Annotated in this window: 11 protein-coding genes and 1 rRNA gene; 1 reads left to right on the top strand and 11 read right to left on the bottom strand. The window is 62.5% G+C overall.

Annotated elements, in window-relative coordinates; translation table 11 throughout:
- Nucleotides 1-423 precede the first annotated feature (423 nt).
- The 8 genes from B5F19_RS15325 to B5F19_RS15290 form a co-directional block, all read right to left on the bottom strand.
- A complete protein-coding gene (locus B5F19_RS15325; RefSeq protein WP_087292147.1) occupies nucleotides 424-1,608 on the bottom strand; it encodes a winged helix DNA-binding domain-containing protein in 1,185 nt (394 codons plus the stop codon).
- Complete coding sequence (locus B5F19_RS15320) at nucleotides 1,605-1,988, bottom strand: hypothetical protein (RefSeq protein WP_087292144.1); 384 nt, start codon at nucleotides 1,986-1,988, stop codon at nucleotides 1,605-1,607. Before B5F19_RS15320 ends, B5F19_RS15325 begins: the two co-directional genes overlap by 4 nt.
- A 15-nt stretch (nucleotides 1,989-2,003) precedes the next feature.
- Entirely contained in the window at nucleotides 2,004-3,206 is a 1,203-nt protein-coding gene (locus tag B5F19_RS15315; protein WP_087292141.1) for a hypothetical protein, read from the bottom strand.
- A gap of 12 nt (nucleotides 3,207-3,218) precedes the next feature.
- Entirely contained in the window at nucleotides 3,219-4,634 is a 1,416-nt protein-coding gene (locus tag B5F19_RS15310) for an MBOAT family O-acyltransferase (protein WP_087292138.1), read from the bottom strand.
- 136 nt (nucleotides 4,635-4,770) lie between these two features.
- Nucleotides 4,771-4,989, bottom strand: a complete 219-nt coding sequence (locus B5F19_RS15305) for a hypothetical protein (protein ID WP_087292134.1) — start codon at nucleotides 4,987-4,989, stop codon at nucleotides 4,771-4,773.
- Nucleotides 4,990-5,051: 62 nt separating this feature from the next.
- Complete coding sequence (locus B5F19_RS15300) at nucleotides 5,052-5,678, bottom strand: MBL fold metallo-hydrolase (protein WP_087292131.1); 627 nt, start codon at nucleotides 5,676-5,678, stop codon at nucleotides 5,052-5,054.
- Nucleotides 5,675-6,967, bottom strand: a complete 1,293-nt coding sequence (mtaB, locus tag B5F19_RS15295; RefSeq protein ID WP_087292128.1) for a tRNA (N(6)-L-threonylcarbamoyladenosine(37)-C(2))-methylthiotransferase MtaB — start codon at nucleotides 6,965-6,967, stop codon at nucleotides 5,675-5,677. The genes B5F19_RS15300 and mtaB overlap by 4 nt, the downstream gene beginning before the upstream one ends.
- Nucleotides 6,968-6,975: 8 nt before the next feature.
- Nucleotides 6,976-8,418: an AAA family ATPase gene (locus B5F19_RS15290; protein ID WP_087292125.1), complete on the bottom strand. Its 1,443-nt coding sequence runs from the start codon at nucleotides 8,416-8,418 to the stop codon at nucleotides 6,976-6,978.
- A 258-nt stretch (nucleotides 8,419-8,676) separates the two neighbouring features.
- Between B5F19_RS15290 and B5F19_RS15285 the strand changes: the two genes are divergently transcribed.
- A complete protein-coding gene (locus B5F19_RS15285; RefSeq protein ID WP_087292122.1) occupies nucleotides 8,677-9,585 on the top strand; it encodes an SH3 domain-containing protein in 909 nt (302 codons plus the stop codon).
- 298 nt (nucleotides 9,586-9,883) lie between these two features.
- Here the strand turns inward: B5F19_RS15285 and B5F19_RS15280 are convergent, their stop codons facing one another.
- From B5F19_RS15280 to rrf, 3 genes are all read right to left on the bottom strand, one after another.
- Nucleotides 9,884-10,504 carry a flavin reductase gene (locus B5F19_RS15280; RefSeq protein ID WP_087292119.1) on the bottom strand — a complete coding sequence of 207 codons (621 nt, stop codon included), beginning with the start codon at nucleotides 10,502-10,504 and terminating at the stop codon, nucleotides 9,884-9,886.
- 171 nt (nucleotides 10,505-10,675) lie between these two features.
- Nucleotides 10,676-12,154: a GH25 family lysozyme gene (locus tag B5F19_RS15275; RefSeq protein ID WP_162612596.1), complete on the bottom strand. Its 1,479-nt coding sequence runs from the start codon at nucleotides 12,152-12,154 to the stop codon at nucleotides 10,676-10,678.
- Nucleotides 12,155-12,344: 190 nt separating this feature from the next.
- Nucleotides 12,345-12,438 (bottom strand): 5S ribosomal RNA (gene rrf, locus B5F19_RS15270); the annotation flags it as partial.

Here is a 12,438-nt window from a genome sequence, read left to right as displayed (position 1 = left end):
TCGCAGAATCAAGCTAAAACTGAAGGGCCTGACACCTGCTCAACACAGATACCAGACCCTTCAGGTCGCTTAATTCAAATATTTGTCTAACTTTTGGGGTTCACTTCACCTAGCGAGTGGTTTTCTTTCAGGCTGTCAAAAAAGTCCAAGGACTTTTCCGACAGCCTGAAAAAATGCCGTTACTTTTCCGCCGCGCAGCGGCGGAAAAGTTCTCGCTGCGCTCGCCGAACGCCTTGCCGTGCAAGGCATTCGGGGCATTCGATCCCACTCGAGGCGGGCTGCCGCCCCCTCGAGCTCCCCCGCCAAAACTGAGGCGAGTTCTACTCAACAGCGGTTTTTTGACAAGCTGAAAGAAAACCACTCGCCTAGCGAGTGGTTTTCTTTGTACAATAAATTACCCCAGACTTGCGCCTGGGGCAATTCTTATGAGACGGTATAGGTTCGCAGGGCGCTCCCCCGAAAGGACGCATAGCCCTGGGCCAGCTCCTCCAGCCGGGCGCGCTGGGCGGGAGAGAGAGGCTCAAACAGGGTGGCCGATACGTCCAGTTTTTCACCCTTGGTGCGGACGGTCCAGAAGCCGATGACCCGGCCGCCCAGCAGGACGGCCCCCGGGTTGCCCACCGTCTTCCATACCTGCCGCTGCCGGGCCTTGTCGGGCAGAATCAGGTCCCGGTCCCGCAGGTCCAGGTAGGGGTCGTGGGGTCCCAGGAGGAGCAGCCGCTCCCCCTCCTCCCCTTGGGAGAGGAGGTCCAGATCCTCCGCCAGGACCCACCGGCGCTTCCCATCCAGCTCCACCGGCGCCAGCTCCTCCGCAATGCCGCCCCACAGCCGCTTGGCCTGCTTGGGAGCGCAGCCCAGCCAGCTCTGGAAGTCGGAGACCTGGGCGGGGCCGTAACAGCGGAGAAACCGGCGCACCAGCTCCCGCGCGCCGTCTGGATCATCAGGCAGAGGCCGCCCCAGCCACCGGGCGGGGGAGGTGAAGGTGGGGTAGATCCCCTCCCGGGCCCCAAAGACCACCTTCCCCCGGAAGGAGCAGGGCCGCAGAAGGAAGGACACCGCCGCCCCGCCCACCGTCTGCCGGTCGGGCTGGCCGTACATGGAGGGGGCGTTCCAGGCCGGGCGGACCTCAGGGGGGAGCATGGGCTCTATCACACCGGCCAGCCGCCGGTCCAGGGCCTCCTTGCTTTGCACTGTTTCCTTGTCCAGACAGGCGCAGGCCGACTCCACCAGGGGCAGCAGGTCGTCGAAGCCCAGCCCCAGGGCCTCCAGGGCTCCGGTGATCCCCCGGGTGTAGATCCAGGGCTCCTCCCCGGGCCGGGCGCACAGGGGGGCGAGAAAGACCCCGGCGTCCTTGGTGGGAAAGACCAGGGGCACACCTCGGATGCTCCAGGCCTGGAGCAAGGTTTTTTCCCCATACAGCGCCTGTTCCAGCTGAGGGAGGGTGACATCCTCCACCCGGTTCCACAGGGCGGTCTCCCAGGCCCCCGGGGGGGAGTTCTGCACGCCGCAGCCGGCGGCGGCCTCCACCAGCGCGCCGGAGGGGAGGGGCCGGTCCAGGTGGTGGCGGCGCAGGCGGAGGGCCCGGGCCTGTTCCCCGGTGACGGTCATGGGGCGGCCTCCCCGGGAGCGGGGGCCTCATAGCCGATTTTGATGTCCGGTGCCTGGGCGCGAAGCTGCTCCAGCACCCAGTCCCCCTCCTTGCGGCCGTTGAGGGCTCCCTTGCAGGCGTCTCCCGAGCGCAGAAGGGCCATCAGATAGTGCTGCCCCATGGGGACCCGGCGGCAGCCCATGCCCACGGGGACGTCCTCAATGCGCAGATAGGCCCGCTCCACCTGGTCCAGGGGGAGAACCCCGGTCCAGGTGAGGTGGGAGAAGTAGAGGGCGCGCTGCCCCAGGCGGACCCGCCCCAGTTCCCGGGCCTGGGCGTAGTCGGCTTTGCAGCTGTCCTGCTCCAGGGGAAAGTCCCCCGCCTCCGGTCTGAATTTCATGGCGCTCGCCTCCTGTCAGGGCTGAATCTGGAAGGGACTGCCGTTGAAGTCGGTGGACAGCAGGGCCTCATAGTCCCGGATGCCCACCACGATGTCGGGCTGGTAGGTCTGAATATAGTCGGCCAAAGTCCTGTCCTTGTAGTGGCGCAGGTCGATGCTGCGCATCTCGTCAAAGCTGTAATAGGCCAGACACTCCACCGGGTTGGTGAAGCTGTCCCCGTAAATGAGAATGGAGGGCAGGCCGGGACGGTTGGTTTCAATGACGGTCTCCCCCACGTCGCCCCCCATGTAGAGGGAGTAGAGCACGTCCTCCGTGCCGGTGGCGGGCATGGCGTACACGGTAGCCGCCGTCTCAGCGCCGTTGTCGGCCCGGGTGAAGGGGATGGGGTCCTTGGGCAGACCGATGGTCAGGTGCTCCCCGCAGTTCTCCAGCCCGAAAATTTTTCTCCCCCGGGAGCCCAAATAGGGGTTGGGCAGGGTCTCCACCGTGAGGGAGTCCCCGTCCAGAACGGTCAGGTCCAGCCCCAGGTCCCGGTTGAGCTCCTCCAGGATGGCCCGGTAGGTCACATAGGCCCCCTCAAACTGGTAGTGGTAGTCGGCCAGAGAGTAGTACTCCTTGGGCTTTCCCAGCTGGTCCAGCACCGGCCCCATGTCCAGAAGATTTACCCCCTGCTCCTCCATGGCCTGGGTGAAGGCGGGGATTTCCAGGGCGGTGTACGCCTCCCGGCTGTTGAGAAAGTCCGGGTAGGAGTCGGAGAAATAGGTGTACTGCCCCGGCACGGCCACGTAGTAGAAGTGTCCGCCGTACCCCTCCACCACGTCCCGCAGCTGGGCCAGCTGCCCGGCCATGGCCTGGGCCTGGTTGTGAATAACCGCCGGGTCGGGGGTCTCATAGGCGTTGAAGCCCAGGAGCATGCCGTCCGAGGGGACCACCTCGTTGACCACCGGGCGGTGGAACAGGTGCAGGTCGGCCCAGGCGGACAGCTTCATCAGAATGTTCCGCCCGGCGGCGTGGTCCTGAAGGACCGGCTCCACGCTGGCGGGGAAGGTGCCGTCCAGCACCGTCTCCACCGACAGCTCCGCCGGGCGGGCCAGATTCCGGTTCTCATAGTAGGACCAGCCCGACTTGGGCCGGACCAGGGTGACTGCAAGGGCCAGGGCCAGGAACCCCAGAAAACCGATGACAACAAGCCAGTCGGCCCATTTGCTCTTTTTCATGGGTGACCCTCCTTAAAATTGGAAGTAGATGAAGGGGTTGAAGGAGCCGGTGACCAGCTCCAGGTAGGAGAGGGCCAGCAGTCCCAGGGCCAGCACCCGTGGAACCCACAGGGCGACCGCCTGACCGGCGCTCCCCCGGGCCTCCAGCCAGGACTGGGCCCAGCGCTTCACCGGCAGGAAGGCGATAAGGGCCAGCGCCCACTCCGGCCAGAACTGGAGCAGGTAGTAGAGGGCCTGCCCGTCCTGGGCCAGACCGGTGGTCTGACCGAACATGGCCCCCAGATAGGCCCAGGCCTGCCCCAGGTCCACCGAGCGGAACAGTACCCAGCTGAGGATGACGGCGAACATGGCGTAGGCCCAGCGGATCAGACTGGGCAGCTTCTCCAGGTACTTTCCCCACAGAAACTTCTCCCCCAGCAGCAGCAGGCAAAACCACAGTCCCCACAGCACGAAAGTCCAGGCCGCCCCGTGCCACAGTCCGGTGAGCAGCCACACCACGAAGATGTTGCGCATGTGCTTGAGCCTGGAACACCGGTTGCCTCCCAGGGGGATATACACGTAGTCCCGGAACCAGGTGGACAGGGAGATGTGCCACCGCCGCCAGAACTCGGTGACGGAGCGGGAGATATAGGGGTAGTTGAAGTTCTCCAGGAACCGGAAGCCGAACATGTGGCCCAGACCGATGGCCATGTCCGAGTAGGCGGAGAAGTCAAAGTAGATCTGGAAGGTGTAGGCCAGGGCGCCCACCCAGGCCAGGCCGGGGTCCAGGTTGGCCGCCGTCTGATTGAAGATCCCGTCGGCAATCTGCCCCATAGAGTTGGCCAGCACCATCTTTTTGGCCAGGCCGAAGCAGAAGCGGGTGACGCCGGCGGCAAACTCCGGGAGGTTCTCCTCCCGGTGGGCGATCTCCGCCATGACGGTGGTGTACCGGACGATGGGGCCGGCCACCAGCTGGGGGAACAGGGCCACATACAGGGCCACGTTCAGGGGGTTCTTCTGAATGGGGGCGTCCCCCCGGTACACGTCGATGACGTAGCTGAGCCCCTGAAAGGTGAAGAAGGAGATGCCGATGGGCAGAGTCACCTGGGGGATGGGGACAGCAAAGCCCAGGTTGTGGATGGTCTGGGCCAGAAATCCGGCGTACTTGAACCACCCCAGCAGCCCCAGCCCCACCGCCGAGGCGAAGATCACCCCGAAGCGGGCCAGCCGCCGGTCCGCCTGACCGGCCAGAAGGCCGCCCAGGTAGTTGACCAGAATGGAAAGGACCATGAGGAGGACCAGCTTGCTGGCCCCCCACCAGTAGAAAAATAAGCTGGCCCCCAGCAGGACCAGGTTCCTTAGCCCCCGAAACCGGGCGGGAATGAGAAAATACACCAGCAGCAGGGCGGGCAGAAAGCCCAGCAGAAAGACAAGACTGCTGAATACCATAGCCAACCTTCTCCTTTTTATGAGGTACACAATTAGAATCAGTGTACCCCAATTTTCCCATCCCGTCAAATTTTTCCGGGGAATTTTTCAGAAAAAAATAAAGCCGCGCCGCCCTTTCAAAGGGCGGCGCGGAGGTTCAGTCCTCCACATCCAGGGCTTCGGACAAAACGGCGTAGAGCATGTCGTTGGTGTACTGCACCGTCTCGATAAAGGAGAAGATGGCCAGGGCCTGGGGAGAAACCTTTCCGTCCTGGTCGGCGAAGGTGCTCAGCTTCTTCTGAATCTCCGCCTGGTTGGTGGGCAGATACTTCTTCTTGCACTTCTCAAAAATGGCGTCAAATTCCGCGCGGGTCATGGGGTCACCTCCTCCCACATCAAATGGAGTTCGTCTAGTAGTATAATCGGTTTTCCCTGTTTTTACAACCCCTGGGCGGGCCGCCCGTGGCCGAAGTAGAGGGCGGTGGGGTGGAGGGCCCAGATTTTGGCCACGCTGTCCTCCATCTGCCGCCGGTCCGCATAGACCAGGGCGGGGGCGGGGGAGAACAGGCGGAACATGGCGTCCCCCACCAGCAGGGCGCCGTCCTCGGTTTTCAGGCCGATGGAGCCCGCCGTGTGGCCGGGGAGGGCCACCACCTGGGCGTTGACCCCGAAGTGGGACAGGTCGTCCCCGTCCTCCAGGTATAAGTCTGGCTGGAAGGGGGGGAGCAGGGTGTCCTGAAACCCCCGACGGGACAGGGACTGGATCAGCCGGCCCAGGCGGCGGTGGGCCTGCATGGGCTGGCGGTCATTGTCCTCCAGCAGCTCCAAATCGGCCCGGTGCATGGCGATGGGCACCTCCAGCTGCTGAGAGAGAAAGGCGGCGTTCTGCACGTGGTCCAGGTGCCCGTGGGTGAGGACGATGAGGCGCACGTCCCACTGCCTGCACAGGGGGAGCAGCTTCTCCCCGTAGCCCGCACGGCCTGTGTCCACCAGAATGGCCCCCTGCTCCCCCTGGACCAGGTGGCAGTTCACATCGCCGCAGTGGACCCGCTTGATCCGGCTCATACCAGGACCCCCTGGAGGGCCCCTCCGGCGTGTCCGGTGATCTGCACCTGCCGCAGCTGATTGTGGAGCGGCTGGACGGACTGGACCTCCACCTCACAGTACCGGGTGGTGTGGCCCCGCCACAGCCCCTCCCGCTCCTCCTCAAAGAGGACGGGGACGGTCTCGCCCACCCAGCTGTCTAAGTAAGTATCCTGCATAGTCCGGGCAATTTGGGCGGCCCGGTGAGCCCGCTCCTCCTTGACGGCGTTGCGCACCTGCCCGGGCAGCTTGGCCGCCGGAGTGCCCGGCCGCTTGGAGTAGGGGAAGATGTGCATGGCGGAGAAGGCGCATTTTTGAATAAAGTCCAGGGTCTGCTGGAACTCCTCCTCCGTCTCGCCGGGGAAGCCCACGATGAGGTCGGTGGTAACAGCGGGCCGGTCGTAGGCCTCGTGCAGGAATGTTACGCTCTTATAATACCGGTTGGAATCATATTTCCGGTTCATCCGGGCCAGCACCGTGTCGCACCCCGACTGCATGGACAGGTGGAAATGGGGGCACAGGTTGGGCAGGGCCGCCGCCCGGCGGCAGAAGTCCGGGGTGATGGTCCGGGGCTCCAGAGAGCCCAGGCGCACCCGGGTATCAGGGGAGAGCCCTTGACAGATGGCCTCAATGGCCTCCATGAGCTCCGGTTTTCCCTCCAGGTCCTGTCCCCAGGAGGAGATCTCGATGCCGGTGAGGACGATCTCCCGGTAGCCCGCCGCCTCCAGCTCCCGGGCCTGCCGGACGCAGTCGGCCAGGGGGAGGGAGCGCACCCGCCCCCGGGCGTAAGGGATGATGCAGTAGGAGCAGAAGTTGACGCACCCGTCCTCCATCTTCAGCATGGCCCGGGTGCGGCCCTCCAGTCCGCCGGCGGGGAGGGACTCGAAGGAGCGGCGCTGGAAGGCGTCGTCCAGGGCGGTGATGGGCTGGCGGTCCCGCCACTCCCGCTCCAGCAGGTCCACAAAGCCGGTGCGGTCCCCGGTGCCGGAGATCAGGTCCACCCCCAGCTTCTCCACGTCGTCCGGGTGGGTCTGGGGGTAGCAGCCGCACACGGCGATCACCGCGTCGGGGGCGGCCTTCCGGGCCCGGCGGATCACCTGCCGGGACTTCTTGTCGCTGACGGCGGTGACGGTGCAGGTGTTGATCACATAGGCGTCCGCCGTCTCCTCAAAGGGGACCAGGCTGTGGCCCCGCTGGGTGACCAGCTGCTCCAGGGCCTGGGTCTCGTACTGGTTGACCTTACAACCAAGGGTATAAAATGCAATCTTCATAACAAATCCTAATTTTCTCTCGGGGCCTCTGGCTCCGTAAGATCCTCCGGGAGGAGCTCCATCAGCTGCTCCCGGGTGGGGGACTCCAGCTGTGCCACCCGGTTGGACTGGCGGGCCACCGCCTGTTCAAACCGGTTGCGCACGTCCCGGGCGTTGCCAAAGTTCTCGTCCCGGTTCTCGTACAGCTCCAGCAAGTCCTGCTTCATCTGCGCCTCCCCCTCCTGGGAGAGGGTGTAGCCGTTCTTTTTGCACATGGACTGGAAGATGGAGAAGAGCTCCTCTCCATTGTAGTCCTCAAAGTAGAAGTATTTGTTGAACCGGGACTCCAAGCCGGGGTTGGAGTGGAGAAAGCGCTCCATGGGCTGGGCGTACCCGGCCACAATCACGATGAGGTCCTTCCGGTGGTCCTCCATGTTTTTCAATAAAACCTCGATGGCCTCGTGGCCGAAGTCGTTGGCGCTCTCGGCGTTCACCAGGGCGTAGGCCTCGTCGATGAACAGCACTCCCCCGATGGCCTTCTGGACCACCTCGCCGGTCTTCAGGGCGGTCTGTCCCACAAAGCCGGCCACCAGACCGGAGCGGTCCACCTCCACCAGCTGTCCCTTGGGGAGCACTCCGATGGCGTGGTAAATTTTTGCCAGCAGGCGGGCCACCGTGGTTTTGCCGGTGCCCGGGTTGCCTAAAAACACCAGATGCAGGGACATGGGGGGGACGGGCAGGCCGGCCTCCTCCCGCAGCCTGCGCACCTTCACCAGGTTGATGAGGCTCTTCACGTCCTCCTTCACCTTGGCCAGGCCGCACAGGCTGTCCAGCTCAGCCAGGAGCTCCTCCAGAGTGGGCTCGGGCTCCGCCGGAAGGGGTTCCGGTTCCCCCTGATTCCCCTTGGCCGCCTCCTTGGGGGCCTCCTGAGGGGGAGCGGGAGTACGGGTGATGAACTCGTCCGCCTTCAGGGCGGGGCGGTCTCCGGACAGGCCGTCCTTTCCGCACAGCTCCAGAAGAATGTCGGAGCAGGAGTTGACAAAGCCGGCCTCGGCCTCGCTGACCACATCGTCCACCGCCGCGAACAGCAGGAGGATGAGGGTCGTCTGGTCGGCAAAGCGCCGGGCCAGAGTGGTGCCCTTCCGCCGGTCGTAGTCCCGCAGGGCCTGGAAGAAGGCGGGGGGCTGAAACAGGTCGTAGTTGGCCACGCCGGAGGCCACCTCCCAGTACAGGGCGGAGGGGGAGAGGTTTTTTCCCGAGTAGATGGCGTTGTAGAACTTCACATGCTTGGGCGTGATGGCCTGGGCGTTGTCCGCCTGCCACACCCCCAGGGCGCAGTGCTGGAAGAAGGAGTCCGCCTCCCGATTGAAGGCCTGGCGCAATGTGGGGTCGGGAATCCACCGCCGGAAGGCGGTGACGGCCTCGCTGTACTGCTTATGGACTTGGGCGGCGGTCATGGTTCCTGGCTTCATCCGGGATCGTCTCCTCTCCGACGGCTGGCGGAAGCCTGTTTCCACAGGCCCCGCTGCTGAGAGTCATTATAAAAGAAAGTGGGCCCCCGGTCAAGAAGTCCAGGGGCCTCCTTCGGCAAAAGTTGACATAATTTTGTTAAAAATTTGTTATTTCCCCTTTTCCCGTTGACGGGGCCGTTAATTCCCTGTAAAATGAAAGCTGAGACCGCAGGATTGTTCCCGGTCTGCCATCCCAACTGATGATGGAGGAAGGTCCCTATGGCCACAAAGAAAGCTCCCCCCCGCCGCAATACCGATGTGATCCGGTGTGAGAACTGCGGGGAAGAATATTCCACCACATATAAGCGCTGTCCCTTCTGCGACGAGCGGCCGGGCGGCCGCAGCTATCCGCCCGTAGGCGGCCGCCGGGTGGCCGGCGGCTCCCGGTCCGGCCGGGGCGGCCAGCCCAACCCCCTGCAGGTGGCCGGGCTCGTCATCTCCCTGGTCCTGATCATTGCCGCGGTGGTGATCGTCTTTACCACTCTGTCCCCCCTGCTGTTCGGCAGCACGCCCAGCGGCTCCAACGGCGGCACATCTGTCTCCACCTCCGCCGGCAACGTGACGCTGGAGAGCCTGACCCTCAGCCGCACGGACGAGGACCAGGTGGCCCTCCAGGCGGGCGAGTCCTTCCAGCTGACGGTGACTACGGTGCCTGAGGACGCCCAGGTGACAGTGGAGTGGACCAGCAGCAATGAGAACATCGCCACCGTGGACGAGTACGGCAACATCACCAACGTATACAAGGGCAGTGACCAGGTGTCGGTGACCATCACCGCCTCCGCCGGCGGCCAGACCGCCTCCTGCGCCATCCTGTGCACCGGCGACGGCACCGGAGAGGACATCGACACCAGCGGCGATACCGGCAGCGGAACCACCACTTCGGGCACCACCCTGGCCCCCAACACCGACGCGGTGATCACCGGCGTGGGCGGCGGCGGACTGAATATCCGCTCCGGCCCTGGGACGGACTACTCCGTCCAGGCCAGCACCTCGGACGGCGCCACCGTCACCGTGCTGGAGGAGGCGGGCAACGGCTGGTACCACATCCGCTATGCCACCGGCGGCGGCAACTTTGAAGAGGGGTATGTCCTGGGCGACTACCTGGCCCCCAGCACCACTCAGAACTGAAACCAGGGCATGGGAAACGAAACGCTCCCCGCCGGAACAAAATGAACTGCACCCCATTTGTTAGACAGTATGGCATACTGGATAAGAAGTGGGGTGCAATATTATGCCAAGAGGAAAGCCGAGCAAGAGCGGATGGAGAACCTGGATGACTTCCGTAATAGGAGCGCTCAGACAAAACGGAAGGGCTTGCCATCTGCCATTCACAGACAGCAAGCCCCTTCGGCTGCTTAAACTTCGTTTCTTGAAAATATTGTCTAATTTTGGAGAAACTTCATTCTTGCTCGAGGTATGTTCTCGGTCACATTTTTTCAAATTTATCCTTGGGGGCCCGGCAGATGGGGCACCGGTAGTCGTCGGGCAGGGTCTCCCGCTCGGCGATGTAGCCGCAGATGGTGCACCGCCAGGCCACCTCCTCCACGATCCGGACCACCGTGGCCGCCGCCGGAGTTGCGCCGCCCTCGCCCCGGTAGTCGTCCAGAGTCATGGCCGGACCCTCGCCCAGCACCTCGGCCTCGGTGGCCTCGCACACAAACAGCACATAGCTGCCCAGGTCCAGCTTGTCCACAATCTTACAGCTGATCCGGGCCAGGGCGTGGTCCTTCACATAGGGGTTGCCCGCCCCGTCGGTCTCCACCTGGAAGCCCTCGTACTTGTCCACTACACGGCCGGACTTATAGCCGAACAGGTCCACCAGCTCCTTGGGGGTGCCGCGCTCCAGCACGGTGGCCGCGAAGCTGCCGGCGGCCTCCACCGCCTTATAGGTCTCGTTGCTCTTGTTCAGGCTCAGGGAGAACTTGGCCGGATTGCTGGAGGTGATCTGGTGCAGGGAGTTGACCACACACCCCTGGTACTTCCCCTCCAGCACGGAGCCCACTAAAAACAGGCCATAGTTGATTCGGTTGAATGCCTTGCGGTTCATGAAAAGACCTCCTTACACGATCGTAAATCTTCCCCGTTTTCTTAATGAGAATAATTATCATTATTCTAGTGTGACTATACTATATATTTCCCGCTTTGTCAAGATTTTTGTGTCTGTTTCTCCAAAATAAAAAACCAGCGTCGGCATTTACCTGCTGACGCTGGTCTCTCATTAGATGTCCTGACTGATTTCAGACTCTGTGTTTTCTTCTTTCGGCGCTCCATCCTGGCTGGACGGTATATCTTGCGAGGGCGGAGTATCCTCAACATCTCCGCTGTCCTCCGGCGGGAGTTCCCCATCCCGGAAGAACCGCAGATTCAGATCCACATTGCCGGAGATTCCGGGCACCTTCCCGCTGGAGGTATACTGCCACATGTCGAAATCATAGTAAAACGAGGGATAATCGGTATATTGGGCCAGCCAGAAGGGATAGTCCAGCAGCTGGCTCAAGTCCAGATTGTTGTAGGCCAGATTCTGATAGAAGTAGATCATCGCCTCGTAACCCGCCGCCTCAATGTCCGCACAGAAGGCGTTGGCCATGCTGCACAGGAGGCCGGTGTCCGGAATGGTCTGAGTCCGGGAACCGGCGTAGTTCTGCCGCTCCCAGTCAAAGACCACCGGATATGTAATGCGGTAGGGCGCGATCTGCTCGATCACATAGGCGGCCTCCTGCCGGGCCTCCTCTACGGTAATGGCCTGGGAGAAGTAGTAAATTCCCACATCCAGGCCGGCGTCCAGAGCGCCCTGCACATTGTTGAGGAACTGGGTGTCGCCCCGCATGTTGCCCTCCGTGCCATAGCCACGGTATCCCACCCGGATCATGGCAAAGTCGAAGCCGGCGTCCGCCACCTGCTGCCAGTCAATGGTCCCCTGATGGACGGATACATCCACCCCCTTGGTCACATAGACTCCATCCTCCGTATAGGTAATGTACCCGTTCTCATCCTTGGAAAAGCCCTCCGGGTCATAGGTGTTGACCGGAACGTCCTCCAGAATATCATAGTAAGCTCCCTGGAACAAAATCTGCTCCCCATAGGTGTGGACCCGGTCCACCTGCCAGACAATCACGCTGATCTCCGCCCGGGTGATGGGCTGATCCGGCAAAAAGACGGTCTCCCCATCCTCCTCGCTTCCCGTAATGATTCCCAGCTCATACAGGGCGGTCAGATATCCGTTGTCCACATCCGAGAAGGGCGAGCGCTCTGAGGATGGCTCCACCCCCAGGGCCCTGGCCGCCAGCTCCGCCACCAGGACACGGGCCATGGGCTGGTCCAGGTCGCCGATCTGCTCCTGAGTCAAATAACCCTGGGACACCGCGTAGTCCGCATAACCGCTGGCCCAGTGATCTCCGGTCGCGGCAAGATCCCCGCTGCCCGCCGCTTTCAGCACCATAACCAGAGCTGCGCCGGAGGTCAGGGGATCATTGGCCCCAAACAGTCCGTTTCCATAGCCGTCGATCATCCCCCGGCTGTTCAGCACCGCCACATAGTCATAGTACCAGTCGTCCTCCTGGACGTCGGAAAAAGAACTCACATATCCGCTTGGTACGTTCAAGCGGTAAGGCGTGGCCGCCGCCAGAGCCGGCTGCACACCAATCGTCATCATCAAAGCAAGCGCCGCAGCACAGCTGCCAACCCGTTTCCACTGCATATTGCTCCAAATACCTCCATTCATCTCAAATCGTTGAAATCTCACGGGTTTACCGTAACGAGGCTATTATAACAAACTCCTGAATTCGACACAAGAGGCATTTCTTGTCTCTCTCAAAAGACGGAGATCCTAACTCTGCGCAGCTCGTAGAAAAAGAAAAAGGACGGACAGCAAACTGTCCGTCCTTTTGTGTTGGCACTACCTATCTTTCCGGCCCGTCTCCAGGCAAGTATTTTCGGCAGAAGCGAGCTTAACTTCCGTGTTCGGAATGGGAACGGGTGGAC

Origin of the sequence: Pseudoflavonifractor sp. An184, from assembly GCF_002160305.1 — a bacterium.
In the GTDB taxonomy this organism is placed as follows: Bacteria; Bacillota; Clostridia; order Oscillospirales; family Oscillospiraceae; genus Lawsonibacter; species Lawsonibacter pullicola.
Note: the sequence above shows the minus strand (reverse complement) of the source record. Positions and strands in the feature narration are given on the sequence as shown.